Annotated in this window: 23 protein-coding genes and 3 pseudogenes; 8 read left to right on the top strand and 18 right to left on the bottom strand. The window is 41.4% G+C overall.

The features are described 5' to 3' along the window. Positions 1-361: 361 nt before the first annotated feature. On the top strand, positions 362-1093 hold the full coding sequence (tpiA, locus tag Q0541_RS26220; RefSeq protein WP_298917813.1) for a triose-phosphate isomerase: 732 nt from the start codon (positions 362-364) through the stop codon (positions 1091-1093). Between the two features lie 52 nt (positions 1094-1145). Continuing rightward, the gene (folP, locus tag Q0541_RS26215; RefSeq protein WP_298917793.1) at positions 1146-2006 is read left to right on the top strand and encodes a dihydropteroate synthase; all 861 of its coding nucleotides are present in this window, start codon (positions 1146-1148) and stop codon (positions 2004-2006) included. Here folP and Q0541_RS26210 read toward each other — a convergent pair. Continuing rightward, positions 2003-2845, bottom strand: a complete 843-nt coding sequence (locus tag Q0541_RS26210) for an SPFH domain-containing protein (RefSeq protein WP_298917789.1) — start codon at positions 2843-2845, stop codon at positions 2003-2005. The two genes, folP and Q0541_RS26210, sit on opposite strands and share 4 nt — an antisense overlap. Before the next feature lie 417 nt (positions 2846-3262). Between Q0541_RS26210 and Q0541_RS26205 the strand changes: the two genes are divergently transcribed. Beyond that, positions 3263-3607: a hypothetical protein gene (locus Q0541_RS26205; RefSeq protein WP_298917786.1), complete on the top strand. Its 345-nt coding sequence runs from the start codon at positions 3263-3265 to the stop codon at positions 3605-3607. A 561-nt stretch (positions 3608-4168) separates the two neighbouring features. Here the strand turns inward: Q0541_RS26205 and pth are convergent. Together pth and Q0541_RS26195 are read right to left on the bottom strand one after the other, a co-directional pair. Next, positions 4169-4810 carry an aminoacyl-tRNA hydrolase gene (gene pth / locus Q0541_RS26200; protein ID WP_298917783.1) on the bottom strand — a complete coding sequence of 214 codons (642 nt, stop codon included), beginning with the start codon at positions 4808-4810 and terminating at the stop codon, positions 4169-4171. Between the two features lie 127 nt (positions 4811-4937). Then, a complete protein-coding gene (locus Q0541_RS26195) occupies positions 4938-5210 on the bottom strand; it encodes a TatA/E family twin arginine-targeting protein translocase (RefSeq protein ID WP_298917780.1) in 273 nt (90 codons plus the stop codon). A gap of 132 nt (positions 5211-5342) precedes the next feature. Between Q0541_RS26195 and Q0541_RS26190 the strand changes: the two genes are divergently transcribed. Then, positions 5343-5921 (top strand): Uma2 family endonuclease, encoded by a 579-nt coding sequence (locus tag Q0541_RS26190; RefSeq protein ID WP_298917777.1) that lies wholly within the window; start codon positions 5343-5345, stop codon positions 5919-5921. A 70-nt stretch (positions 5922-5991) separates the two neighbouring features. Here Q0541_RS26190 and Q0541_RS26185 read toward each other — a convergent pair. From Q0541_RS26185 to psbH, 4 genes and pseudogenes are all read right to left on the bottom strand, one after another. Then, a pseudogene (locus Q0541_RS26185) lies at positions 5992-6147 on the bottom strand (four helix bundle protein); the annotation flags it as partial. Positions 6148-6298: 151 nt separating this feature from the next. Next, positions 6299-7060: pseudogene (locus tag Q0541_RS34620) on the bottom strand (formylglycine-generating enzyme family protein); the annotation flags it as partial. A 776-nt stretch (positions 7061-7836) separates the two neighbouring features. Continuing rightward, a complete protein-coding gene (locus Q0541_RS26175; protein WP_298917769.1) occupies positions 7837-8409 on the bottom strand; it encodes a hypothetical protein in 573 nt (190 codons plus the stop codon). Positions 8410-9041: 632 nt separating this feature from the next. Then, on the bottom strand, positions 9042-9245 hold the full coding sequence (gene psbH / locus Q0541_RS26170; RefSeq protein ID WP_298917766.1) for a photosystem II reaction center protein PsbH: 204 nt from the start codon (positions 9243-9245) through the stop codon (positions 9042-9044). Between the two features lie 85 nt (positions 9246-9330). Here psbH and psbN point away from each other — a divergent pair, with 85 nt between their 5' ends. Then, positions 9331-9462, top strand: a complete 132-nt coding sequence (gene psbN / locus Q0541_RS26165) for a photosystem II reaction center protein PsbN (RefSeq protein ID WP_273765903.1) — start codon at positions 9331-9333, stop codon at positions 9460-9462. Positions 9463-9597: 135 nt separating this feature from the next. On the opposite strand, the gene Q0541_RS26160 is transcribed toward psbN, so the two are convergent. Beyond that, positions 9598-12927, bottom strand: coding sequence for an alpha-mannosidase (locus tag Q0541_RS26160; RefSeq protein ID WP_298917761.1), 3330 nt, complete (start codon positions 12925-12927; stop codon positions 9598-9600). An 87-nt stretch (positions 12928-13014) separates the two neighbouring features. On the opposite strand from Q0541_RS26160, the gene Q0541_RS26155 reads away from it, so the two are divergent. After that, complete coding sequence (locus tag Q0541_RS26155) at positions 13015-14745, top strand: hypothetical protein (RefSeq protein ID WP_298917758.1); 1731 nt, start codon at positions 13015-13017, stop codon at positions 14743-14745. 709 nt (positions 14746-15454) lie between these two features. Here the strand turns inward: Q0541_RS26155 and Q0541_RS26150 are convergent. From Q0541_RS26150 to mnmE, 4 genes are all read right to left on the bottom strand, one after another. After that, positions 15455-15805, bottom strand: a complete 351-nt coding sequence (locus Q0541_RS26150) for a hypothetical protein (protein WP_298917755.1) — start codon at positions 15803-15805, stop codon at positions 15455-15457. A gap of 50 nt (positions 15806-15855) precedes the next feature. After that, positions 15856-16626, bottom strand: coding sequence for an SDR family NAD(P)-dependent oxidoreductase (locus Q0541_RS26145; protein WP_298917752.1), 771 nt, complete (start codon positions 16624-16626; stop codon positions 15856-15858). A 234-nt stretch (positions 16627-16860) separates the two neighbouring features. Beyond that, on the bottom strand, positions 16861-17514 hold the full coding sequence (locus Q0541_RS26140) for a DUF4241 domain-containing protein (protein ID WP_298917749.1): 654 nt from the start codon (positions 17512-17514) through the stop codon (positions 16861-16863). A gap of 235 nt (positions 17515-17749) precedes the next feature. Further along, on the bottom strand, positions 17750-19144 hold the full coding sequence (mnmE, locus tag Q0541_RS26135; RefSeq protein WP_298917745.1) for a tRNA uridine-5-carboxymethylaminomethyl(34) synthesis GTPase MnmE: 1395 nt from the start codon (positions 19142-19144) through the stop codon (positions 17750-17752). A 248-nt stretch (positions 19145-19392) separates the two neighbouring features. On the opposite strand from mnmE, the gene Q0541_RS26130 reads away from it, so the two are divergent. Beyond that, the gene (locus Q0541_RS26130; RefSeq protein ID WP_298917741.1) at positions 19393-19593 is read left to right on the top strand and encodes a hypothetical protein; all 201 of its coding nucleotides are present in this window, start codon (positions 19393-19395) and stop codon (positions 19591-19593) included. Positions 19594-19631: 38 nt separating this feature from the next. Here Q0541_RS26130 and Q0541_RS26125 read toward each other — a convergent pair. After that, positions 19632-19742, bottom strand: a pseudogene (locus tag Q0541_RS26125) (Uma2 family endonuclease); the annotation flags it as partial. 434 nt (positions 19743-20176) lie between these two features. Here Q0541_RS26125 and Q0541_RS26120 point away from each other — a divergent pair. Beyond that, a complete protein-coding gene (locus Q0541_RS26120; protein ID WP_273765912.1) occupies positions 20177-20368 on the top strand; it encodes a hypothetical protein in 192 nt (63 codons plus the stop codon). A gap of 319 nt (positions 20369-20687) precedes the next feature. Here Q0541_RS26120 and Q0541_RS26115 read toward each other — a convergent pair whose 3' ends face one another. The 5 genes from Q0541_RS26115 to Q0541_RS26095 all read right to left on the bottom strand — a co-directional run. After that, on the bottom strand, positions 20688-22325 hold the full coding sequence (locus Q0541_RS26115; RefSeq protein ID WP_298917736.1) for a mucoidy inhibitor MuiA family protein: 1638 nt from the start codon (positions 22323-22325) through the stop codon (positions 20688-20690). A gap of 614 nt (positions 22326-22939) precedes the next feature. After that, positions 22940-23881 carry a LysR family transcriptional regulator gene (locus Q0541_RS26110; RefSeq protein WP_298917734.1) on the bottom strand — a complete coding sequence of 314 codons (942 nt, stop codon included), beginning with the start codon at positions 23879-23881 and terminating at the stop codon, positions 22940-22942. A 253-nt stretch (positions 23882-24134) separates the two neighbouring features. After that, complete coding sequence (locus tag Q0541_RS26105) at positions 24135-24923, bottom strand: BMC domain-containing protein (protein WP_298917732.1); 789 nt, start codon at positions 24921-24923, stop codon at positions 24135-24137. Between the two features lie 56 nt (positions 24924-24979). Beyond that, on the bottom strand, positions 24980-25753 hold the full coding sequence (locus tag Q0541_RS26100; protein ID WP_298917729.1) for a transferase: 774 nt from the start codon (positions 25751-25753) through the stop codon (positions 24980-24982). Between the two features lie 245 nt (positions 25754-25998). Next, positions 25999-26073 (bottom strand): ribulose bisphosphate carboxylase small subunit (locus tag Q0541_RS26095; protein ID WP_298917810.1); only part of this gene is annotated, 75 nt, incomplete at its 5' end.

The following is a 26073-nucleotide window of genomic DNA, read 5'->3' as shown; positions in this document are numbered from 1 at the left end:
CGTCAGCGAGTATCAAAGACTCATTCACGAGTATCAAAGACTCGTCAGCGAGTATTAAAGACTCATTCACGAGTATCAAAGACTCGTCAGCGAGTATTAAAGACTCATCCTCTATTCCCAATGCCCAACTAGTACAGCACGGCGTAAATAAGCAGACCATTGAAAAGCACTAAAGAGCTTATTCCATAAGACTTTTGACTTTTGACTTTTGAACGCCAGTTGCTTCAAGTCGGCAGAGCCGCCCAACGCACTGGCTCCTTTTGACTTCCGCCTTGCGGTACTAGTGGACTAATGGCTAACAAAAAGTCATAAACTGAAAAATGCATCTAAATAACTCGTTAGGATCTTGACTAAATTACCTGTGCGGAAAATCGTTATTGCTGGCAACTGGAAAATGTTCAAAACCCAGGCAGAGACCCAGGAGTTTTTACAAGGATTTCTGCCCTACTTAGACGAAAGCCCCGAAGGGCGAGAAGTGATATTGTGCCCTCCTTTCACAGATTTAAGCCTTTTGTCCCAGAGTTTGCACGGTAGCCTCATCCACCTGGGGGCACAAAATGTCCATTGGGAAGAATATGCAGCCTATACAGGCGAGGTTTCTGGCCCAATGCTCACAGAAATTGGTGTGCGCTTTGTGATTGTCGGTCATAGTGAACGAAGGCAATACTTTGGTGAAACGGATGCAACCGTTAATCTGCGCCTCCGAGCTGCTCAAAGGTTTGGTTTGACCCCAATTCTTTGTGTTGGCGAAACTAAACAACAACGAGATGCCGGAGAAGCTGAATCAGTGATTACTCTCCAACTCGACAAAAGCTTGCTAGATATTGATCAGAATAATTTGGTGATTGCCTACGAACCTATTTGGGCGATCGGTACTGGTGATACCTGTGAAGCAACGGAGGCGAATCGGATAATTGGTTTAATTCGGAGCAAGTTGAGTAATCCGAATGTATCAATTCAATATGGCGGCTCAGTCAAGCCAAATAATATTGATGAAATCATGGCTCAACCAGAAATTGATGGTGTTTTAGTGGGAGGAGCAAGTCTAGAACCTGAGAGTTTCGCTCGGATTGTGAATTTTCAGTCAGTGTAATGTGCCTTCTTCTCGTTCCCATGCTCTGCATGGGAATACCTAATGTAGATTTATGCCAAGCAACTTGATAATTCGAGGACGCTGTTTTGAGTGGGGACAGCGGACTTATTTGATGGGCATTTTGAATGTGACGCCTGATAGCTTTAGCGATGGGGGTGAGTTTAACACTACCTCTGCTGCTTTAGTACAGGCGCAAGCACTGGTAGCTGCTGGTGCTGACATTATCGATGTGGGCGGTCAATCAACTCGACCAGGGGCAAAGCAAATAACTCTGGCGGAGGAACTTGACCGAGTACTATCAGTGTTACAGGTGCTAAGACCAGAAATTTCAATCCCGATTTCTGTAGATACAACTCGTGCTGCTGTAGCCAGGGCATCTGTAAAAGCTGGAGCGGATATTATTAATGATATTTCTGGCGGCACTTTTGACTCAGAAATGTTGCCAACAGTGGCAGAGTTAGGTGTGCCGATAATTTTAATGCACATCCGGGGAACACCACAGACAATGCAACAACAGACTGATTATCAAGATTTGCTCAAAGAGATTTATAGTTTTTTGGCTCGGCAAATTGGGGTAGCAACGACTGCGGGCATTGAGCGGGATAAAATTATTATTGATCCTGGTATTGGCTTTGCTAAGAACTATCAGCAAAATTTAGAAATTTTTCGCCGCTTGCGATCGCTCACAACACTTAACTGCCCTATCTTGGTAGGAGCATCTCGCAAAAGTTTCATTGGTCGCATTTTAAATCAACCAGATTCAAAAGCCCGAGTTTGGGGAACCGCAGCAGCTTGTTGTGCTGCTATTTTTAATGGTGCTGATATTCTGCGAGTTCATGATGTTCAAGAAATGCGCGAGGTTTCATTAGTAGCCGATGCCCTATTGAGACAAGCCGCACAGCCTGAGTGTTAAGTATTACCGTTTTCGTGTTTTTTGCCGTTACCTTCTTGAGTTAATGACTCGTTGATCAACTCATGAAACATTTCAGTTGAGTTGGCTGGATCTACAAAAATAATTTTGGCATTATTGCTCTCACCAAGTTTTTGGCTAGCATCTACGTAATCTTGAGCCACAAGATACCGCAAAATGTCCCTAGTATCTGGATTGGAACGTAGAGCTTGAGAAATGATTTGCACTGAAGCCATAGTTCCTTCTGCTTTTTTAATGGCAGCTTCCTTTTCCCCTTCTGCTTCAGTAATCAGCGCCCGTTTTTTGATTACAGCGGCTTGCTCCTCTTCCCTCGACTTTCGTACACTCTCAGGTAGTGTAATACTTTGAAGGTCTAACCGGAGAATATCAATTCCCCAATCTACCGTTATATTATTCAACTGGTCTAAGAGGGCTGTGTCCATCTCCGATCTGGAGACATTAGTCTGCTCTAAAGTGTTTTGGGCAATGATTTCCCGGAGCGTGGTTGTAGTTACCTGTGTCAGTGCCCCTTGTAGATCCTCAATAGCATAAAAGCTTTTCTCAATATCTCTAATGCGCCAGTAGACAATAGCATCCACTTCCACGTAAATATTATCTTGGGTGATCACATTCTGAGGTTTAATGTCTAAAAACTGCTCTCGTGTAGTATCTTCCATCACAACCTGATCTACCAAGGGAACAATAAAGTTCAGCCCAGGTTTAAGTTTTCGATGATACCGCCCCAGGCGTTCGACTAGGGCTTCATTACCTTGATTAATCAGTTTTGCAGAACCTAAGGCATAACCTATAAGCACTAAAACTATAAAAATGATTGGCTCCATACATACTCCTATTCAGCTTTTGGGAGAATTTAGTTAATGTCAAGGATATGCTACTAGCTTGTCATATCTTTGAGTTTAATGTTTTGAGTCTGTAATTTTATCAACACTAGCAGCGATGTCTGATGTCGAGTCGCTGCACGGCTTATACATATTCTGTAAGTACGAGAGTTTCGCAGAATGCGTAGAAGCTCTGCTTCTTGTCGTCAGACATCGCTATTAAAGCACCTTGATCACACCCTGGCAAGGACTACTTTATCTAATCAACATTATTTGTACTGATATCTTCAGACAGATGGGAACTTTATCCAGTATATTCACGCAATAAACTCTAATTTAATGTAAAATTTATGATAATTGGAAAAACTCCACTATAATCGGATTTAAATTGGCTTCAGCCATTAAAAATGTAAAAGTATTATGGGCAGATTGTTAATCAAACTTATAGGTTTAATCCTACTTTTCATCGGCTTATACTTTTTTGGTCAAAATATCATATTTGTTAGCAGTTACTATTCATATTTTTACGGTAGTTTACCTGCTACAGCTTCAGTTTTGGCAACTATGACAGGTGTATTTGCATTAGTTTTTTTTCGTAGAGAAACTGGTAACTTGGGATGGATTTTTCTAGGCATTGGCATAGTACTAGTTTTTTTAAGCGGTGGAGTTATTTTAAAGCCAACTAGCTTATGGAATTTCATAATTGCTTTCGCCGCATTAGCAGCTGGATATAAATTATTGAATGAGGGCAGAATCAACTTTTAAAATCTGTAAATATAATCATATCTTCTCATGTTTATTAGTAGCTAATACTAATTCTGTATAATGATTTATAAAATTCTCTATTTCTTTTCTTCTCAACTCTTGGAGAGGCTGCGCCTTAAGCGAACGCAAGAGCGTCTCTAAGAGTTGCTATGCCGCAGGCTTTACGAGAAGCCTCTCGCAGAGATGGCGGTTCGTTTCTTTATCTATATTTTTCACGACTCATTTAGGATTGCATATAGCGGTTCCTGCATGGGTAAGGTACAGAAAAAATAATTAACCACAGATGAAGATAAATACAAGGTAAAACATGGCAATGGCGTGTCCCTACCCGTGTACCTCATTCAAATGAGAATCGTTATAGAACCAGCTTTTAGAGATTGTCTCCTCAAGAGTCTCTGACTGGGAATGAGTAATGGGGGGCTGCCGTCTCAAGACTTATGGCACCGCTATAAGGTATATTTCCAGCCAGAGGCTCTTAACGAGGTTTTAAAGGAGTTTTAGCTTAAGTTGACACCAATGAGCTTTTTCTGTGCCCCTACGAAAGGCAGTATTCATCCACCCCTAAGACTCAGAATTATTAATGGTGCGGCTATTACAAAGATTCATCGCCTTTTCTACTCCCTGCTTGAGGCTTAGTTCAATACACTCAACCACGAACTGAAGTACAAGAGACATTTGCTGATTTTCGGCTGCGGAAAATCGCCCCAGCACATGGGAGATAGCGTCAGAATCATCGTTATTAGCTGCACCTTTCGGTTTACCAATACCGATTCGCAAACGGGGAAAGTTTTGGGTAGTAAGATGTGCGATCGCACTTTTCATGCCGTTATGTCCCCCAGCTGAACCAGACAACCGCAGACGAGTTTTCCCCAAGGGCAAATCCATATCGTCATAAATCACCAGCACTGACTCAGGCGGCAATTTATACCAACTTGTCACCGCTTGTATTGACTGTCCTGAGCGATTCATATAAGTTAACGGCTTTAGCAAGCGAATCTTACCTCCACCTAGGGCCATACCCTCGCCATACTCACCCTGAAATTTGCGGTTTTCTGCTAAGGGAATACGCCAAGAACGGGAGAGAGTTTCTAGAGCAGCAAAGCCGATATTATGGCGTGTTTGGTCGTATTTAGCTTCTGGATTCCCCAACCCGACAATTAGCTGGGGAATCACCAAAGCTGGTTGCGTAACAGCTTCTGTCATTTTGCCTACAGTCAATTGATATGCAGCACTCTCCTAGTACAGAGCGGCGGAAATAAACCTACCATTTCATTACAGCCAAAAAGCCCAGAATTAAAGCCTTTTGACTTTTGGCTTCCGCCTTGCGGTACTAGCTAGGTTGGGAAGAACTAGCGGTATCCTGCTCAGATTTAGCAGGGTGGATTTGCTTAGGTTCCAATTCAGCAGTAGTCTTTACAGCTTCTTCTAACTGTTCTGCTTCTTTTTGAAACTCGTTTTGAAAATCCTTGGAAGCTTCTTGAAAACTACGAATTGTTTTGCCCACACTCCGACCAATCTCTGGCAGCTTCTTTGGGCCAAAGATTAACAAAGCTACTACCATAATTACAGCCATTTCCGGCAGACCGATACCAAATATATTCATTTTTTGTCTCCTGTAAACTCTAAAACCACTACATAGACTCACATATTTATGTAGTCTACTCAATAATCGCCTATCATAGAAAGCGATGCCTGCGGCGAGCTACGCTAACGCCCCACGAGCGAGTAATGCCTTATGTCTCTGACAATTAAAGACTTAGAACAATTACAGTCACAAAATCCTGATTTTCGGATGGAGCTAGTAGAGGGAAACATCATTGTTATGGGGCCATCCGATTATGAGTCAGACGAAATTGGTTCTCGTCTGCTGACATTTTTGAATATATGGGTCATGCCTCGCAAGTTGGGACGTGTTACTGGTTCTAGTGCTGGCTTTATCTTGCCCAGTATTGAAACAGATGAAACTGGAGGCGACCCAGAAAAAAGAAACCTACGCGCTCCAGATGTTTCTTTTGTTCGAGCAGAACGACTCAAAAAGACTCAGCGTGACTTTGTGCAGTTAGTACCCGATCTCATGGTTGAGGTGAAATCTAAGAGTGATCGCCTCAAACCACTCCAAGAAAAGATTAAACTATTCCTACAACTTGGATCTACAGTAGGTATTCTCATCGACCCTGACAAACTTTTAGTAACAGTTTATCGTTCTAACCTTGAACCAGTAGTTTTAAAAGATAATGACAAACTGACAATACCAGAATTACTTCCAGGTTGGGAATTAACAATAAAAGAACTGTGGCCACCTGAGTTTGAGTAAATTAAGTACTTAATCACATCAAATTGAAGTCGAGCAGCATTCGTGTTTGATAGCGCAAAATGTCTAGTTAAGTATTCAAAGATTCTAATTGAATAAGTTTATCTTTAGCATATTTAGCTTGAATTAATCCCTCTAATAAATTGTACAGTTAATTGATTATCCTGTCGCCTAAATTAAACTTATGAATTTTCGGCAATTTCTCAACGATTAAAACGTACCACTTAATACAATCATAAGTCTTTTAGATGACCGATAATTCTTTCATTGAAATTAAAAAATCTTGATATTTGTGCGAAAAAATTCGAGTCGCCATGAGGCGACAAAGGAGAAAAAAAGAAAAAGAGTAAAGGGCAAAAGAGCTAAAGTATAAAGGGCTACTAAAGAATCCTCCCAACCGCGCAGACAACACGAAAACCAATAACGATGAGGATGCTGTCGCGCTCCGCCCTATCGTCGACGTAGCGGGACGCGGAACGGCAGAAGCTAGGATTGCTGAACCAGGAACCGCCCCGCAGTACGGCTTTTCCTTGTTTTTGATCAAGATTATCATTATCATCAAACCAAGGACTGCCATCTATTGGCGCTCCTTCATAATTATTGTGCCGATCATCAAGACACCATTCCCACACATTCCCGTGCATATCGTATAACCCAAAGGCGTTACCTACTTTAAAACTGTCCACTGGTGTAGTCTCTTCTCTGTAAGTTCCTTTTACACCAGCATCATAAACTTGATTGGCATTGTAGTTAGCTAATTCCGACGTAATTGTTTTGCCAAAATGGAATGGTGTTGTTGTTCCGGCTCTACACGCATATTCCCATTCTGCTTCACTAGGGAGCCTATAGATTCTGCCTGTATATTGAGATAGGCGCAAGCAAAATTCAATTGCATCGTACCAAGAGACATTTTCGACAGGGCGATTTGCTCCTTTAAAACGAGATGGATCTTGATTTAGCTCTCGGTTCACCTGGGGTAACTGTGCCACAAATTGCCACTGCTCTTGAGTGACTGGATACTTAGCCAAGAAAAACGGCTCTACATTGACTGTATGCTGGGGATTTTCAGAGTTACGGCGTTCCGGCTCATCTGGTGGCGACCCCATTTCAAAAGTTCCTCCAGGAATTTTCACCATCTTTATCAAGGGTGCTGATGGTTTTCCTACTGCTTCACCGAGAGATTCTACAAAATAAGATGCTTGGTTTAGTTTTCTCTTAATTTCTTGCCCACCATCATTAACTGTTATTGTTTCAAACTTAAAAGTTTGTAACTCTTGCTCATCAAAAATAATCTTACAACGCCAAGCTACGATATTTTTTTCATGATCTTTACCTTTGACTAGTTCCTCAGTAAAATACGGTTTTACATGATTAGGAAGAATCTTAAACGTTGGATCGTCAACATAAAACCAGCCTGATTCGGCTGTAACAAGCCGTGAAAGTAGGGTCAAAACATAGTGTCCAATTATTTTATTAGCACATGGTTCAGATTTATCAAAATTAACCTCTCCAGTTGTTGCAGCAATGCGAAACCTTCGCTTTTTCCTATTAGGTATTGTGTTATATTGTTCAACAATTTTGCTAAATTCTTTAACAAATTTATAAGCATTATTAACATTTTCAAATAATATCCGATAACCATCGCCACCTAATGATATAATTAGGTCATTATTATGAGGCTTTATGACTAACTTCAAAGCCTCTTCGACAAATTTTTGAATGCGCTTTATTAAGTCTCGTGTCCCTTTTCCCCCTAGTTCGTGTTCAATTGCCTCAGTAGATTCTGAAGACTTGACCAAATCGAGTTGGACTACAGTTAATGTAATATCACCAGATTCCATAAAATCCTTAGTTTTTTCAGAATAATCACGCTGATAAATTTGATTGTAAATCAATCCTTTTTGATAATATAAATTAATTATAGTTTTCTATAAATCAGCAGACTAACAATAGCTGAAAATGGAATTACTAAAATTGAAGCAATTAAAATATATATTGCGTATGTAAAAACGTGAAATTTTAAAAAGGCAATTTCGGAATTAATAGTAATTTGTCCAGCAATATCCTCATATTCCTTTTTATAAGGTGTATTGATTGTATCCTCAAAGTAGTGCTTGTTCAGTGCATCTAGCAATTCAGTCGAACTATATTTCTGTAAATGTCCGAAATAGTAAAAATTATCTGTCTCTTTCTTGAGAAAGCTTGAATTCTTAGGTGGTCTAGTTCGCAGCCATAAAATACGCTCTAAATTTATTTTAGGGAGAAAAGAAAGTGAGCAGATTAAAGAACAAATACAAAGTAAAATTGTTGTTAGCAATAAACCAAAATTGAATGATTTTGGAATATTTTGTGCTGTAGCTAAAAGAGTTATAGTTGCAGTAATGCCAGCACCAGAAAAAGCGAGCAGAATACCATTTTTAGCCTCGGCAAACTTTAGCCACTCATTCACATTCTGAAAAATTGCTATGAGCTTGGGATAAACTTCATCCATAAATGTCAGTCAGATTTAATCAATGAATATATAAGTAGTGTCTATACAAAGCCTCAATAGATATTACCAATAACAGTAAATTTGCGATAGTAGTTAAGCTTAAGCAAATCTAAACTCTTTAATCAAATACTTGCTGTTTCCTGACTCAGCCTTGATTTGAGAGTTTATGAGGAATTAGCTCAGTCAGATTTATTTTCTTAAAAAGAGAAATATATGTTTACACTTTTTGAACTCTGCAACAATCCAGTCTTGAGCTACACCCCCTGCTGAATACTCAGAATGCTGATAGCGGTAGTCTCTATCCTTTTCTACTATTGCAGGGGAAAGGATATCTGGAGTGATTGTAACCGTCGTTTTGCGATCGCTTCTACTTTGCTTGTGTCACTCTGGGGAGAAAAAAATAAATGTAGATTGGGTTGAACGAAGGCGAACAGCTTCCCGTAGGGAGGTGAAACCTAACAAACTCTTGAGAATGTTGGGTTACCCTGCGGGAAGCCCCTTTGGGTCTACGTTCCTCAACCCAACCTACACCTGCTGAGTTATTGTTCAGTAGCAAATCACAACTCACAAAAAAACCCGGAGGAACCGGGTGTAACTTAACTTGTTAACCAAATTTGATAGCTATGTATTCGTTAGCGTCCTAAAGTCCGCCAATCGACAAGTACATCCTGAACCAACAGTGATTTATTGTAAAGTTGCAGAATAATCAGCAGAAACACTAAAAATAGCGCCATAAAAACAGCCATCACAGGGGTAGTACCCCAACCTGGAGCCACTTTCCCATACTCAGAGTTCAGTGGTTTCAGGATATCTCCTAACCTAGTCCTTTGTGCCATAGTTCACCTAAGATTACTTGCCAAAGCTTTTTTTAATCTTCTGTAATATTCTATAAGAATAGCACTCATAATCTATCCCTCAATTATGGAACCCGCAATAGTTCTTAGTATTTCTGTGGCTGCCGTGGTGGTTGTCATCACCGGACTGTCGATTTATACCTCTTTTGGCCCTCCTAGCAAGCAATTGAACGATCCGTTTGATGATCACGAAGATTAAAAGAGTTAGGAGTTAGGAGTCAATGCTAATAGAGTTTGACCTCACTTCCATTCCTCTCTCCTTTTAGGAGAGAGGCTTTGAATCTTACTCCCCTTCCCTTGTAGGGAAGGGGCTGGGGGTTAGGTCTATATTGACTCATTCAAGCCTGGGATTAATCGCTGGTATCACCTTGAAACTGGCGATTTTCCAAGGCTGTATTGTCAATATTTGTTGCCCAGATGAGAATTCAGTCGGAGAGGAACGCTCTAACAAATCTACTGTATCTCCTAGATTTAACCCTAAATCACTTTGCAAAGATAACTCGGCTGTTTCTCCGTGACATTCATAACACCGCAGAATTAACTGCTGTAGATCATCCTCAGATGGCTTTAAAGCCATTAAGATTAAATTTTCAGATGATAAATCTAGGAACTTCACCGCCAACCCCTCTTTGCTAGCAAAGAGGGGAGAATTTTTATCTGGGTTTTGATTAACGGGATTCAATAGCACTTGCAAGGGTATATTCAATTCATAGCCACGCCGTACCGTATGGGCTGATTCCCAGCTACCAACATGAGGATACAAGGCATAGGTAAATTCATGCCAACCTCTATCAGCCTCTGAATCTGGCCAATTAGGACTGCGTAGAAGTGTCAAGCGGAGTTGATTTGATTTGCTGTCGTAACCGTATTTACAATCATTCAGTAAACTAACTCCGTAAATACCCTCCTGTGTTTCTCCTGTTAAATCAGCCCAACGCAAAGCCGGAACTTCCCACTTTGCTTGTTCTGCGGGGGTTTTTGGTTTAGTTGGGCGGCGAATAGCCCCACAGGGAATTTCATAGGTAGCAAAGTCTGCTTCAACATTCAGAGGAAAAGCAGCTTTTACCAATACATGATTTTCTTGCCAATTGACGGTAGTAGCTATGTTCAGCAGAGGTGAACCAGCTTGTAAAATATAGTCTTGGCAAAATTCCGATTCACCCAACTGACGCACCACGCGCACACAACTTTGCACTGGGCCAAGTTCTAGCCACTGAATAGATTGAAGATTTGTTGAAGGTAAGGGATGCTGGGCATAATTGGGGTCTATATTCCAAGCATCCCAATATTGATCACTGTCTTTAAAAGCTTGTAGTTGATTCCCCGCCCCACTCAAAATTTCTCGTTGATAAGTTTTATCAAAAACACTTGATAAATCTCCGGTGTCAGGATCAATGACAACTCGCAGGAATTCATTTTCTAAAATCCAGTCTGGAAGGAGTAGGGGGGATGGGAGAGATGTAGCTTTAGCTTTCCGCAGGGTAGGGGATGAGGGGGAAAGCCAAAATATGCAGTAGCCAACGGGTGGAATTTCGCTGGCGAGAAATAGTAGGGTTGATGGTTCAGATAATTGGGAGAGGAGTTGCTTTCCAGAAGCATCGTAAATCTGCCATTCTTGGGTAGCTGTTGCTGGCGTGGGTAAGGCTACAGAGACTACCTCAGAACGCCGCCAATTGAGAGAATTGAAAACGAAAATAGGCAAACTATCAGATTTTGGTGGTTCTGATAGGGTAATGTGAGATGCGATCGCTAAAAGTGATTTATCTAATATCTTCGTTCCCACTTGTTCCACTTGTTGCCACTGAGGCAACGCATCCAGATAAACTTGGGTAATTGAAGAACCAGGTAAAATATCGTGAAACTGCTGAAATAACACCAGTTTCCAAGCTGCTTCGATTTCTGCTTTCGGATATGTCACACCACAGCTTACGGTTGCCAAGGTAGCAAATAGTTCAGCTTGATACAATAAATTTTCACAACGACGATTCCAACGTTTTTGATCTGCGTGGGTAGTGTAGCAACCGCGATGGAATTCGAGGTATAGTTCGTCATTCCAAGTGGGGCTTTTGATTTCGGATTTTGGGTCGCACCTTTGGTGCGCTGACAGCGCAACTTGGATTTTGGATTGTGAAGTTAACTGACTACTAATCTCCTGTAAATACTTTTCAGCCGTTGTAAATTCTAAGTCTGGGAACAAAGGCGACTTTTGCCAGCGTTGGGCGGTTTCTAACATATCACGGGTGGGGCCGCCGCCGTGGTCGCCGACACCGGGAAGCCAGAGGGATTCTGGTAAACCAGTTTGGGCTTGCCATTCAAGAGCATAGGATGCCATTTTAACTGGGTTAATGCTTTCACCGATAAGTGCAGACATCAAACTAAAGACTTCACTTCCGTCAGGCGATCGCCACCAAAAAGCCCCATAATCAAACTTAGTAGTATCATTCCACCGCAACTTCTGCGTGACAAAATACTCAATTCCGGCATTAGCGAAAAACTGCGGTAAAGTTGCACAGAAACCAAAACTATCTGGAACCCAAACTATAGTTGAAAGCTTACCGAATTTTTCTTGGATGTAACGCTGACCATACAATAGCTGACGGACTATTGATTCACCAGCAATCAGGTTGAGTTCCGGTTCTACCCACATTCCGCCGATAACTTCCCAACGTCCAGCGGCTACCTGTGCTTGAATTGCCTCAAATAAATCCGGGCGATGTTCCTCAATCCAAGCATAAAGTGCGGGAGTCGAATGACAGAAAATTAACTCAGGAAAATCTTCTTGCAACTTCAGAACCGACTCAAAAGTGTTTTGCGCCACATTCCAAGTTTCACTCACAGGCCATAGCCATGCTAAATCTAAATGAGCATGACCCAACAATAAAATTTTAGATTTTGGACTTCCGCTCCTTTCGGCAACTCTATCAGACGCTACGCGATCGCTCACTCGAACGATTTTGGATTGAATTAAATTTTGACGTAGAGATAAAAACGATCTTACTAACTCTCCCCTCTCTCCCTTCTCTTCCTCCGTGTCCTCCGCGCCTCTGCGGTTCGTAACCTCCCCCACCATCGCCGCCAAAACATCCAACTTCTGTGGCGCAAACTTTTCCAAATAAAGCTGCACCACAGCTAACTCATCAGCCACAAAACCCGGATCGGGATTATTATCATCAATAGACTCATAAACTAGGAGCGATCGCACTAAAGCACCATCACTATGTCCCGGACTCACTAACCGCAAAGCGACAATAAACTCTTCCCCTGGCGTCACCCCTTGACGAATAAGCACTCTAGGCGAACAATCAAATAAATCACCCTCCAGCACTAACTCCCCATTCACATAAATCTCAGCAGAATCTGCCCACCAAACCAGCGCCAGCCGCAAAGATAACCCAGCTAAGGGATAGCCCTGTAAATCTTGGGGCACTACCAATCTTTGCACTAGCCACAGCACTTTTTTCTCGCCTGTCCAAGCGATATGTTCTTGAGCATTCAACTGAACAGGTTGCCAATCAGACAAATCAGCAGCTACTACATCAGTAATAATCAGATTAGATTCCTGATATAGCCAAGTAGACTGAAGATTAACTTGACAAAAAGAGCGTAGTTGCTCAATTGTTTGTGAGATTAATTTGGTATGAGATTGAGAGACATTCGAGGTCATATTTTCGCTAAGATGAGGTGTTGGTCGTTTTTATTGTTTGGCGCGAGTCTCACAACTTAACAAGACTTGAACTAAAAAATTACTACTATGTCTTCTGGTTCCTCTGGGCGTTATCAAAGCAAACTATTTAACTTTGTCCACCAGCAATCTCGGCGGGTGACAGAACAGTGGGAACACACCTTCCGGCATTTGCAAGTTGCCACTAAGTGGGGTGTGGAAGTACTACTTTACCCAGTGTATCTACTGTTTCATTCATCTGAATCATCTGGGAAAACACTACATACCAAAGAACCCCAAACTAGACTAAAGTTACAACCAAATGATACTGATTTCCAGCCCGAAATGCCAAATGTCGATACCCCTATTCAACATGTACTAGAAACTGTCCATTATCTATCAGATGATCAACCCGTCTCTACTCCTGCAAAAACAGTTGAACCTTTCAATCCCTTAGCTTTATTAAGAGTTTTTCGGGTGAGATTCGGTGATAATAACTCAACAAATGACGCTCATCTTACTCAATCATTAAATATTACAGAGAATAACACCGGAGTTCTGAACCATTCACAGCGAGAGAATGCTCTCAAGCAGCATCTTCCAGAAGTGCGGGGAATTGGCACAGATTTGATGAATCGGAATTTAGTACTTGTTACTGCCGATAATGAAATTCTAGATATTTTAACACCTCAACAGCAGGCAAAATTAGAAGACAGAATTATTAACGAAGTTGCTAATTACTGGCAGTCTTTTCTACGAGACGCTGCGCGTACCCCTACGGGGAAGCAAGCTACGCGTAGCGTTCCGTTGGCGCAGCCTCTCCAAGAGTTGGAAAAGCAGTTGATCGAAGCTAAAAAAGAAACGGAGTTACTACCACAAATTGACCGATTATTAGCAAAACTCACTGACGGAAATACAGCCAATATTGCAGTTTTAGCTGAAGGGATACCAAAAGAGTTACTTAATACAAATAGATTATTAGCGTTTCTAGATATAGCCGTTGCTAAATTGGAGTCAAATGCTTTAGTACCTGTGCAAGAACGTAGCCAGGAAATTGTCCAAGTTGCCCAAACTCAGTTAAACATATTTCTTTATGGCAAAGAGCAATTAGCTGATAGGGGAGAAGTTGCACCTAATACTGATGCTTTGGAGACTCATACACTGAATATTCATGCTTTGATTGAGGAGGCACTTAATTACTTTTTTGGTGTTGGTACTAGAAAAACACTTGAGTCAACAACTAATGATGATAGATTGCCAGGTAAAATATTACCATCACGCTTTAAAAAGGTCTTGTCTAAAAGCCGTCAGTTAGAAAAACAGGATTTAACAGATGATCCTTGGCTAACGTGGAATGATTTATTTGGTGATACCGAAACAGTTGCTGACAAGCCAGTTACGCTTTCTCAAAAGACAAATCCTGCTTTAACTCCAAATTTATCAGTAGGGCATTTTCCACAAGATAATTTGAGTGTAAAACAACCTAAAGTCGGATCTGGTTTGGTGCGAAGGAAACAACCAACTAGTGTTCTTACTGCAAGTCGAAAAACATCTGGAAAAGTCGCCTCTGCAACACAAAACGAAACCGGCATTTCCCAAACTAAAAGCGATCGTAAAGGGGAAATTTTGCAACAGCAATCTCACCAAAGTAGTCAAGTTGAGGCACAGCCAGATTGGATAGAAACCAAAGCGACTTCAACAGGCTATGAGAAGCACCCCTTAGAACAACTTCTAGAATGGGTTGATCATGTTATGCTCTGGCTAGAAGAAAGATTTGTAAATATTTTTGAGTCATTACGGCAGCTATGGCAGAGGAAATAAGCAGATATTAATAATCTCTTTCCTTATGTGCTTTCTCCCAGAAACTTAACTCGACGTTGCACATTGAAAAATAACAATTACAGTGTTATTGGATCAACCGCTACAATTCCTTCAGACGCATAGCCAATGAAATCTTTAGTAGAACGATCGCATCCACTTCTATCAAACAGGCGATCGCATATTAAAATATAGAGTCAATTATTTGCATTATCTGCAATACCTTTGCGAAAAAGGTGTGTTTAACTTTTTGCCGAAACAGCCCAAGACAAATGTGTGCTTGGCTGTTAGGCAAGTTGTCACCACTTTAGGAGCCGTCACCCTGAACGTAGAAACTGTGGTTAGTAAAGTCGCGATTTTTCTCTTAAAGTCGCGATTTATCTTTTCAAGTCACAATTTATGACTTAAAATCACGATTTTTTTCTTAAAGTCGCGATTTTTTTCTTAAAGTCGCGATTTTTTTCTTAAAGTCGTGATTTTTTTCTTAAAATCACGATTTTTTTCTTAAAGTCGTGATTTTTTTCTTAAAGTCACGATTTTTTCTTAAAGTCAGGCTATTTTGCAAGACTTGGAAGATACAGAATATAAAGTTTAAGTTTACACTAGTGACAGCGGTGCGCCCCTACAATCGATTCATTTGTTGCAAAGATTTTTGGAAATAGATCAATTTTTGCGATCAGGCAAAAAAAGGTGTGCATCATCCAGGTTTGCCCTATGTCAGTCCTTGTAAATTGACGAAGGTATTGTTATCTGAAAAATATGTTGCTGAAGATTGAGAATTATTTTCAACCAAAATAGGCTCTCCCTTTATTCCTCCACGGGTAAGAGTACAAATCTTATAAAGGTTTTCACACTCAAAGATTGCCAGAACTAGCTCTTTCCCAGTTTGGTAAGAGGATGGTAAAGGTTTCCCTACCTCGCATTCCATATCAATTTCGTTGTCACGCCACTGTAACTTCCAAATACGTTTTTCGGTTATTGGTGCTTTGACAGACTGAGCGATCGCACTATATACCTGCTCTGCTTTAATATCATCCTTAGCTGCTGGCACAAAAAACTTCATAGGCTGAGGTTACAAGTAACGTGAATTTCCCTAGCACCAGCGTAACGCAGTTACCAAGGCAATCTACTCCCATTCCATGAGAAAAACTGTCCACTATCGCCTTCTTGAAGCTGTTCGATCACAGCCAATAATTGGGTAACGGTACGTTCCACTGAAAATAATTGTTCCGCAGATACATTTCTCTGGAAAGGACGGGAAAGACGCGTATCAGTTGTACCAGGATGTAATGTCACTATTAATGCTTTAGGACAACTTCTTTTATACTCAATTGCCGCAGTTCGCATCAACATATTGAGTGCTGCTTTAGAAGCGCGATAGCCATACCATCCACCAAGTTGGTTATCGCCAATACTACCCAATTTAGCAGAAATCGTGGCAAATACGCTGCGTTCTCCATGACGAAACAGAGGTAATAGATGTTTAGCCAGCAAGACAGCACCAACACTATTTATCTGAAAGTAGCGCAGCAAATTTTCTGAATTGATCTGTCTTAAACTTTTTTCAGGTTGTAAAGTATCTTCATGCAGCAATCCTACACAGTTGACTACCAAATGCAGTTTGTCAACTTGGGTATGTATTTTTTGAACAGCTTCAACAATCTGCAATTCGTCAGTAATATCCATCTCCAGACAAATTAATCGCTGAGAATGTTCGCCTGTAAGAGCTATTAAATCGGAGGTTGATTCCGGTTGACGATAAGTTGCATAAATTTTGGCTATTCTGTGATCTTCTAGCAATTTTTTCACAAAACCCAAACCAATACCTCGGTTGGCTCCCACAATCAATGCATTGACAGGATTAATTTCATCGATAAAAGACATATTGAATTTAGGTTAGTTGTGGAGGTATTTCATATTCGTAGTGAGAGACAAAATAAGTACCAACTTGTCTGTCACTGTGATCACGGAAACCAAAGCCTTCATATAACGCTCTGAAGCGCGGACGCAAAGCATCACAATCTAGACATAAATAATGTCTACCAAGTGTTTGGATGCTGAAAACTCTATATTTTAGACTTTCGAGCTAAATTATCAGAAAGTATTCTTACTTTCTTCTTACTGGATATCTCCAGATAAACTCACTGTAATAACGTTAACAACATTATTATTAGTATCATATCCAAAGTAATTATAATAAAAACCATCACCCAACGCTGTTGCAAATGCAATAACATTTGCTCCATTGGACTCATTGACACACATATTAGCCAACATTACGCCAAGTCTATTTTCTTCTTCGAGTAAATTATCTAGTTTGCAAGCTAAAGTGTCTTCATAAATTTCTTTTTCCCAAGTATTATTAATAATAATTTGAGCAGCATCCGCATCCATAAAGCACCCTATTCCAGAATCAACTCCATAACCAAAAAATCCCTCTCCTTCTTTTAAATCACTTAATTTTTCACCAACTCTAGTAGCTAATTCCCACCGTACTGCGGTTACTTCGCTAATCTGAACCATAGCATAAGCAACCATTGGTTCTTCGTTATTGAGGTTGCGTGCAATGCTCAAAAAAACTGGGTAACAACCAGGTTGAAAATTGGGACTAAAGGGATCTGTATCTGGAAAAACTAGGGGATCACAAGCTACTAATTTTCCTGAAGTTAAGTTTAATTCCCCAATTTTATAGGGATTAAAAATAAATACACCAAATCGTGTATTTAGCCTTTGACCTGTTTGGAAAGCTTTTGATAAATCAACATTTATCATCTTTTATTCGTTTATTTGTTTAAAGGTCATCAATTTCAATCTTATACAAATCTATTGAGATAGCCCCGACATCGCAAGTCAGTTGCCAGAACATTGCAGGACTTACGCAACTGGCACAGCGCGATCGCTATCTTATAGTACTTGATCAAGCATTGTATTTTAATTTAGATGAATTAACAATTAGACATAAATAATATGGGTTTTTACTTCTTTTTTGTTTTGGTAACTTTGGAGTTTACTTACCAATACAAAACCTACTAAAAATTATATCTAAAACTGATTCTGTAACTTCTTCTCCGGTAATTTCCCCTAGTGCTTGAATCGCACCCCGTAAGTCAATTGTCCAGAAATCAAGAGGTAACTGCTGGGTAATTGTTGCTTGTACTTGTTCCAAGGAAATTTTAGCTTGAGTTAAGGCTGCTGCTTGCCTTTGATTAATGGCTAAATCCATATCAGCAGCTTGGACTTTTCCGGCTTTAACTATCTCTAAAATTGCTGTTTCTAAAGTATCAATTCCTTGATTTTTGGCTGCTGCTGTAACAATTTTAGATTTGGGATTTGGGATTTGGGATTGAATAATTTTTCTTTCGCTTTCTTCTAATAAGTCAATTTTGTTAATAACTAGAATCAACGGACGGTGTTCTACCTGTTCGTAAATTTCTCGATCGCCTTCCGTCCACCCATCTGAAGCATCGATGGTAAGCAAGACTAAATCAGCTGCATTGGCAGCACGACGCGATCGCTCGACACCAATTTTTTCTACTTGGTCTGTTGTTTCTCGAATCCCCGCAGTATCTAGCACTTGTATGGGAATTCCTCCGACAACTAAGTGGGATTCGACAACATCGCGGGTTGTACCGGGTAAATCAGTCACAATCGCGCGATCGCTCTGGCTCCAAGCATTCAATAAGCTGGACTTACCCACATTTGGACGTCCAACAATTGCCACTTTTAAACCTGTGCGTAGCAACTCACCTTTGTCTTTGGTTTCCAATAATCTAGTTATTTCTGCGGCAATTTTCTCGATTTCTGATATTATGACTTTATCATCCAGCGGAGTCAGGTCTTCCTCAAAATCGATTCGAGCTTCGATTTCTGCCAAAATATCCAAACAGTTGGCGCGTAACTGCCGGATCGGATGAGCTAATTTTCCCTGTAAACCAGCTAAGGCAGTTTGGGCAGCTTGAGGCGATCGCGCCCCCACTAAGTCAGCAATACCTTCGGCTTGCGTCAAATCCAATCGTCCATTCAAAAAGGCGCGGAGAGTAAATTCTCCCGGTTGGGCTAGTCTAGCGCCATTTTCCAAACACAGTTGCAACACCTGCTGCACTGCCATTATTCCCCCGTGGCAATGGAATTCCACCACATCTTCACGGGTGTAAGAACGGGGTGCTTTCATAATTAGCAATAAGCCTTCATCCACCAGTTGTTGCGTCTGGGGATGGCGAATGTAACCGTAGAGAATCCGGTGAGTTTCCCAAACTTGCCCTCCTGGTGAATGAAAGAGAGTTTGAGCTAGAGCCATTGCTTGGGAACCGGATACCCGCACAATACCAACGCTACCCTGTTGGGGAACAACAGCTGTAGCGATCGCAGCAATGGTTCCAGTAGTGGCAAAAACTTCTGACATGAGCGCCCTTTATGAGAGTGAGGAGTGAAGAGAGACGCGATTAATCGCGTCTGTGAGGAGTAAAAATCATAACTCATAACTCATAACTCATAACTTTCTAAATGGTAAGTATTTAGACTAATTAGATGGCAGCTGTCAAGGTAAAATTTACCTGAAGGGTAATGCCTGATAGTAAAGAGTCAGAAGTTAGGGGTGAAAATCATAACTCACAACTTATAACTCATAACTTTTAGAGAGAGGAATTTACTGTGGAGCAAAAAATTAACTGCGCCCAAGCCTGTGTTAACGGCTGTGTTTTAGGGGATAAATGCCCCAATATCGAGTTTAGAGAGGCTGCTGCAAAATTTCTTCAAGAGACTCCCTTAGACAAAATGTTGGAGTTGGCACAAGAACGTCTGCGAAAAAAAATGACAGAACCGCCAAAATGGGTTTTTCCTGAAGATCCATAGCATTCGCGCCAACAGGCACAAGCAAGACAGCGTGGAGGTTAAATAGTATCTGGATCTATATTTAATTCTCGCAGTTTTGCCGCCAAGCGATCGCTGCGTTGCTTTTCTTGTTCAGCCTGTTGTGCAATTTCTTCCGGCGTCAAAACTAAAGACTTTCACTGCCTTGAAATCGCGCCTGAAAACTATCTTCTGACATCCGCACTGATTCAGGGAGAGCGAATGACTCGTCGCTCGACAATTTGGCGAAGAAGCGAACTAAGTTGGAAAATTGTCTACCACCAAGGTACTGTCGTTTAAGAGTTCACCTTTGTCTCTATTCAAATTTGCCTAATTTTCATCGCACTCGATGAGAAAATTTTGGAAAGGCGATCGCTTACAATTATAAGATAGTTCGTTATTGCGTTGGCGCAGCCTTCCCTTAGGGTACGAAGTGTTGGCGGTAGCGTCTGGTAGAGTTGCAATCGCAAAGACTGAGATTCCTACGCCTCACTTCCTGCCGCTGGCAATGACATCTTACATTTAATTGTGTCTACTTACTTATCTGCTGATTAGAGAGTATAAGTTACCACAATAGGAGAATTTAATGTCTAACCCAGATGAGCTGATGAAAGTGCGCTCAACCGAACTTACCGATGAGAAGCTAGCTCAAGGTATACCTCTTACTGTACAGGGGCTAGAGGAAATAGATAACAAAGTACTCGCTGAGTTTGAACCTGATTATGTAGAGGAAAACCCAGACGAAATCCTCCCTTTACCGTCAGACACAGTAGAATAAAAAATCATCGGCAAGTTAGCGCCAAGTTAGCAAGGGAGTGACGCTCCAAAGTGAGGTGCTAAAAATTACGGGTATAAATCACCTATTTAATACTGCGATCCTAATGAGATAGCTATTTTTATTGAGAATCTAGCTATGGGTTTGTAAGAATTCAAACCCGATGTCACAAATCGCGTTGCTCCCCTGCTACCCCTACAGGACTTACGCAATAACTCTCTGAAACTCTTATTCCTTTGTGTCCTTTGCGTCCTTTGCGGTTCGTATTTTCATGATTTTATGTAAGTCCTAGTGAAATTAAAATCATTGTTAGTGATGTTGTTTAAATATCTAACCCAACCACAGTTAATTCAGGCGGATGTTCAACATTAAACTGGTAATATATCTCTCGTCGCTCCTGTGGTGGAAAAGTTAACTGCCATTCTAAAATCCCCATTTCACCAAGTTGAATTTGTGGGTTGCTGCGGCTGAGGCGCACTTTAATTTGCTCGTCGCGACTAACTGGTAACTGTTCAGTTACTTTCAGATTTACTTCTTTGTCTAGTAAGTTAGTAATTATCAACCGATAACTATAAGTAATCCGGCGCTGGTTGCTAATTAATCTTTTGTCTACCAGACGTTCAACTAAGTCGCGCTCAATTTTTAAACCTTCATCAATCCCTAAGTTCAGTTTAAACTCTTGCCCTGGTGCAATATTCTCTAACTGAGTTGTCCCAATAAAAACATTGTCGCGGAAAATATTCGCTTTACCTGGTAACAAAGTCGCACCATTGGGACTATTTTTCACATTAGCTTGCAGATAAGCAAAACTTACCAAGCGCGGCATTGCTACATAATCAAAGCTACAAGAATAATCATCATTGAAAATTGTAGTTTTATGGGGTGCGCCATCACTGGGAATGTTACCACCACCACTCAGTTTAAAGGTAACTACACTCCCTTCTTTGGATACTTCTGCTGCAACAGTTTCTGCTGGGATAAGACTATCCTCTGCAACTTCGTCTTCTTCTTGCCAATCCGCTCTGGCAGCAGCAGCAGGCGGCTCTGCTATGCTAGGCAGCAGTGGTGGCTGGGCAGCTAGTCGAGATCGTCGTTCTCGCACTCTATGAAGACGTAGAGTATCAATATACCAAGGTTCAAGTTTGGGCGGGAGTGTACCTAATCCCGGTTTAGCGGTAGAAAGGGTGAGATTTGCACCAATCCAATCTTCGCCACTACTTTGAGTGATTTCTGCAAGGTAGCTCAGATGCACAATATCGCTAGTAGTGCTAAAGCGCAAGTCATAAAGCGGAGTCCAACTAGCGCGATTCACTAAGTATGATAGCTCTAATTCAAATTCTCCTTCACCCGCAACTTCAGTTGCCACAACTAAGCTAAAATTTTCTTTGGGATGGGGTGTTTGGATTTTTTGCAATGAGGGGAGGAGTGCTTGCAGTTGTTTGTCTAATTCCTGCTGTTGGGTTTTGCACTCCCCAGATGCGATCGCATATTCACTATACTGGCTTCCGAGAAAGTTCAAAAAATCCAAAGTTTCGCTAAGGCTGAGATTTTTTCGGGATAAACTCTGTGCAAAGGGTTCCTCTGTTTTTTCACGTAAGCCGGCGATAAAACTAGACTGCAATGCTAAAGCATCGACTTGGGCTTGCAGGTGGCGTTTTTCTGCTTCTAACTGCTGAATTTGCCTTGTCAAATGTGCTACTCGTTCTGCTATAGGTTCAGTGGTGTAAATGCGATCGCAACTCACTCCAAGCATTCGCACCCCTACTGTGCCTGTACCACTTACCCTCACAGACTCAGTTTCTAGAGTCTCTGGCACTGGGGTAATTACTAATTGCTGTTCAATTCCTGTTAAAGAGACTACACCCCGCCGTGTAACCAATGCTCTGTCAGCATACACTGTAACAGCTACAATCTCGCTTTGTACTGTTTTGCACCAAGACGGTATTTCCGGGTTAACCACTGCCAGTTTTCCCCCATTTTTAATTGATTCTGCTGGTTAATTGTCAATGTTTCCCGGTCTAACCGTCAACCCCTTTAGGGAATCCAAATAAAAAAATATCCAACTACTTATTGTGGGGTGGGCGTCTCGCCATTGGTGTCAAGTTAACCTGAAAGCCCAGCCTGATAAAAGAGTGAAAATTTTTCGATTTACCACCTAGATTTTCGATCCCCCCTAACCCAATACGGTTCACTTAAAAAAATTGTAGGTTGGGTAGAACAAAGTGAAACCTAACAAAGTCACGAAAGTGTTGGGTTTCGTTCCTTAACCCAACCTACGCAGAAGTTGAGTTTTAGGCTTAACTGAACTGTATTGCCCCCTAGCCCACGCCAGTCGTGGGGAGCCAATGCAGTCTTCTCCCTACAGCCCTTTCCTAACGGGACGCCTTACGGCGAACGGGCATCCTACGGCAGGCGCTGGCTCGCTTTTTAAGGGGGTTAGGGGATCTAAAAGGACAGAAAATTGAGTGTTTGAGCTTAAGTTGACACCAATGGTATCTCACCCACCTTTAGCCAAAGGCGGACAAGATGCCCACCCGACAAGATTGGATAATTTATTTGTTGAAATCCTTTAGTTTACCGATGAATTCGTTCAAGTGTACTAGAAGGAGTCACAGCGTTTTGCTCTACAAAATTCTTTGCCGCACCTAGTAGATACTCATAATATGCACGAGCGACGATAGATAGCTGCTTGCCACCTGGGTAAACCATGTACCAATTTCGCTGAATGGGAAAGTGTTGTACATCTAAAATGCTAAACTCTGAGGCGTCTAATAATAAGGTATGACGGGATAAAACCGAAATTCCTAAACCACCTGCGATCGCTTGTTTAATTGCTTCGTTACTTCCCAATTCCAGCTTGACTTTTACTGTCACCGCATGTTCTTCAAATAGGCTTTGGACAGCGCGACGAGTTCCTGAACCTGGTTCGCGCATAATAAAAGGTTCGTTAGATAGGCGTTGTATCGGAATATTTTTTTCCTTGGATAACGGATGATTAATCGGTGCAAAGACTATCAAAGGGTTTTCTAAAAATGCTTCGCAATTCACATCTATATTGTCTGGGATTTGACTCATAATATATAAGTCATCCAGATTATTACTCATCCGTTCCAAAATTTGTTCGTGATTCGTTACTTGCAGCGAGATATCAATCCCTGGATAAAGTTCGCAAAAGGGCCCTAACAAACGTGGGATAAAATATTTTGCTGTTGTAATCACTGCCAAGCGTAATTGTCCCTGTTTTAGCCCTTTTAAATCTGCTACCTTCATTTCAAACTGGGCTATATTTTCAAAAATTTGCCGACAAGTGGCAAATAATTCCCGTCCTGCCTCGGTGAGATACAACCGCTTGCCTACCTGCTCAAATAATGGCAACCCTACCGATTTTGTAAGTTGCTTGATCTGCATAGAAACGGTAGGTTGGGTGAGAAACAATTCCTCCGCAGCGCGAGTAAAGCTACTGTGCCGTGCCGCCGCCTCGAATACCTTTAACTGGTGCAGCGTCGCTTGCTTCAAGGGTGATTCTCCTATATATAGCGATTAATAGATATAAAACTAGTATTGCTGAACACTGGCAAATGATATAGTGATGCTCACAGAAAGTTACGAGTTTTATTCATAGATAAAACTCTATCCCTTTTATTAAAATAAAGGTATTCTATTTATGGATTTTAGAAGCTATTATCAGAACAGCAAAAGCGTAAGATGCCTTCCCTCTAAACGATGAATGTTGAATGATGAATAAGGATTTTCCAAAATTCATCTATCATCATTCATCATTCCATAATTCTTCTGTAACTTTTGTAGGTAGCTTGGTTAAGTCTGGTAATCTTAGTACCTCAATTTCAGCAACTTGTTCTTTAATATTCACTGGTAAGTTTAACGGTTGGCGTTCTTCTATCCAGCAGCTTGCTAATGGCAAGGTTTGCTCCATTTCGTCTAGGGGTCGGGGAATTACCATCACTGCATTCAATTCCCCAATGCGTTCTGCCTCAAACATTCCGGCTTCCACAGCTACCGCCACATTTGCTACGGAACCACGAATAATGGCTGTACACAAACCCGCACCAATCTTTTCATAGGCTGCCAAATGAACATCAGCAGCTTTGAGCATCGCATCACATGCTCCTACCATCGCTGGAAATCCTCGCGTTTCTACCAAACCAATTGCTTGGTTACTCAGACGGCTGTAATTACCCTCCTCCATCAATTTAGTGAAACGGGTTGTAATGGGAAGCACTATATCTAAGTTGGGATAAGGTCGGGGAATTACCAAGCTAGAAACCAACTGACCAAACTGTTCAGCCGTTTGGACACCGGATTCTACGGCAAGACGCACGTCAGCAATTCCACCCCGCACGATCGCAGTACAATGACCACTACCAGTTTTTTCATACCCAATTAGATGAACTCCCGCCGATTTCAGCATCATATCCGCTGTACCAACTATCGCCGGAAAGCTGCGGGTAGAAACTAAACCCAAAGCAGTATCCTGATAGGTTTCTTGACTACTCGCTCCCTGGATGGTACGAATAGACCGTTGATTATATGTTTCCATGTGAATTCTCCAAAATAGGGAAAAAGCCGACAACTTACAATTAACACTTACTCGGACTAATCGTCAGAGTTTGGGTCACTCAAGGATTGTCTATGAGGAAACAGTGTAGTCAACAGTCTGTGTATGCTCCCTTGCCCATAAATTTGAGTCCCGAAACCGTTAGGGGATTCTGTGGTAAGCTGATTAGGATCTGAGTCATATTTTGTAGACTCTTGAGCGGCTTCTTGCAAGGTGGAGTCAGGATCATTGGTTGGTTCCTCCACGGCAGGAGACTGGCTTTCTGGAGTGGCGGGAGATTTAAAGTAAGAAATTGACTTGTTTTGTTTGAAATCCAAAAAAGCCGAAGCTGAGAAGTTAGTTGAGGAAATGACCTTTTCCTTAACTCCACCTGAGCCATTTTCCTCTTCCTGCTGCGGTGTCCCACTTGTAGCCGTGGAGTTATTTGTAGATGGTTCCGGTTGCTTTGTTTGGGCAATTTGCCGACTGGTGTCTCCCAAAATTGAACCAGGTGGTACTACTTGTCTAGGTTCAACTGAATAGTTAAAAACTGTTGTTGCTGAACCAATGCAAGCATTTGCTCCAATTTTGCCCTTACCAACCATCAAAAAACCTGCTCCCAGGTTTGCGCCTGCTTCTATTTCTAGGGTTCCCTCATGGACTTGGAGAATTGATCCCATACCAATACATACCCCTGGCCCAATGATGATCTTGCTATTTACAGCCGCTTGAAGGATTACTCCAGGTGCAAGTACTGCGCTTGGATGAATAGTCACCTCACCACTAATGTAAGAATCAAAGTTGTTGTTGAGGTGCAGTGGCGGCACAGACATGGAAATTTTAACCTCGGAAGCCGGAAGAAAATAGAGAGTGAGGAGTTAAAAGTGAGGAGTTAGGAGTTGGTTATAAAGTGAGGAGTTAGTTAAAAGTAAGGAGTTATAAATTTTCAGTTTAGAGTTATGAATTAACAATTTTTTTTAACTCCTAACTCCTGTACAGACGCGATTAATCGCGTCTCTACTCCTAATTCCTGTACAGACGCGATTAATCGCGTCTCTAATTCCTAACTCCTAATACCTTAAGGTCGTTGGATAATCGTTTCTAATACCCGACGTTTGGCTTTAGGGTCAATACCAATTAAGCGCACATATTC

The sequence above is a fragment of the uncultured Nostoc sp. genome (assembly GCF_937863485.1).
Taxonomy (GTDB): domain Bacteria; phylum Cyanobacteriota; class Cyanobacteriia; order Cyanobacteriales; family Nostocaceae; genus Nostoc.
The sequence above is the reverse complement of the archived record's forward strand: the minus strand, read 5'-3'. Positions and strand labels throughout refer to the sequence as shown.

Coding starts and splice junctions, on each gene's coding strand:
- Q0541_RS26205 (WP_298917786.1), top strand. CDS start 3,263: ATGGGCAGATTGTTAATCAAACTTATAGGTTTAATCCTACTTTTCATC.
- folP (WP_298917793.1), top strand. CDS start 1,146: ATGCCAAGCAACTTGATAATTCGAGGACGCTGTTTTGAGTGGGGACAG.
- Q0541_RS26100 (WP_298917729.1), bottom strand. CDS start 25,753: ATGTCTGTGCCGCCACTGCACCTCAACAACAACTTTGATTCTTACATT.
- Q0541_RS26155 (WP_298917758.1), top strand. CDS start 13,015: ATGTCTTCTGGTTCCTCTGGGCGTTATCAAAGCAAACTATTTAACTTT.
- Q0541_RS26105 (WP_298917732.1), bottom strand. CDS start 24,923: ATGGAAACATATAATCAACGGTCTATTCGTACCATCCAGGGAGCGAGT.
- Q0541_RS26175 (WP_298917769.1), bottom strand. CDS start 8,409: ATGGATGAAGTTTATCCCAAGCTCATAGCAATTTTTCAGAATGTGAAT.
- pth (WP_298917783.1), bottom strand. CDS start 4,810: ATGACAGAAGCTGTTACGCAACCAGCTTTGGTGATTCCCCAGCTAATT.
- Q0541_RS26140 (WP_298917749.1), bottom strand. CDS start 17,514: ATGATAAATGTTGATTTATCAAAAGCTTTCCAAACAGGTCAAAGGCTA.
- Q0541_RS26145 (WP_298917752.1), bottom strand. CDS start 16,626: ATGTCTTTTATCGATGAAATTAATCCTGTCAATGCATTGATTGTGGGA.
- psbH (WP_298917766.1), bottom strand. CDS start 9,245: ATGGCACAAAGGACTAGGTTAGGAGATATCCTGAAACCACTGAACTCT.
- Q0541_RS26195 (WP_298917780.1), bottom strand. CDS start 5,210: ATGAATATATTTGGTATCGGTCTGCCGGAAATGGCTGTAATTATGGTA.
- psbN (WP_273765903.1), top strand. CDS start 9,331: ATGGAACCCGCAATAGTTCTTAGTATTTCTGTGGCTGCCGTGGTGGTT.
- Q0541_RS26160 (WP_298917761.1), bottom strand. CDS start 12,927: ATGACCTCGAATGTCTCTCAATCTCATACCAAATTAATCTCACAAACA.
- Q0541_RS26190 (WP_298917777.1), top strand. CDS start 5,343: ATGTCTCTGACAATTAAAGACTTAGAACAATTACAGTCACAAAATCCT.
- Q0541_RS26150 (WP_298917755.1), bottom strand. CDS start 15,805: ATGAAGTTTTTTGTGCCAGCAGCTAAGGATGATATTAAAGCAGAGCAG.
- Q0541_RS26120 (WP_273765912.1), top strand. CDS start 20,177: ATGTCTAACCCAGATGAGCTGATGAAAGTGCGCTCAACCGAACTTACC.
- Q0541_RS26210 (WP_298917789.1), bottom strand. CDS start 2,845: ATGGAGCCAATCATTTTTATAGTTTTAGTGCTTATAGGTTATGCCTTA.
- mnmE (WP_298917745.1), bottom strand. CDS start 19,144: ATGTCAGAAGTTTTTGCCACTACTGGAACCATTGCTGCGATCGCTACA.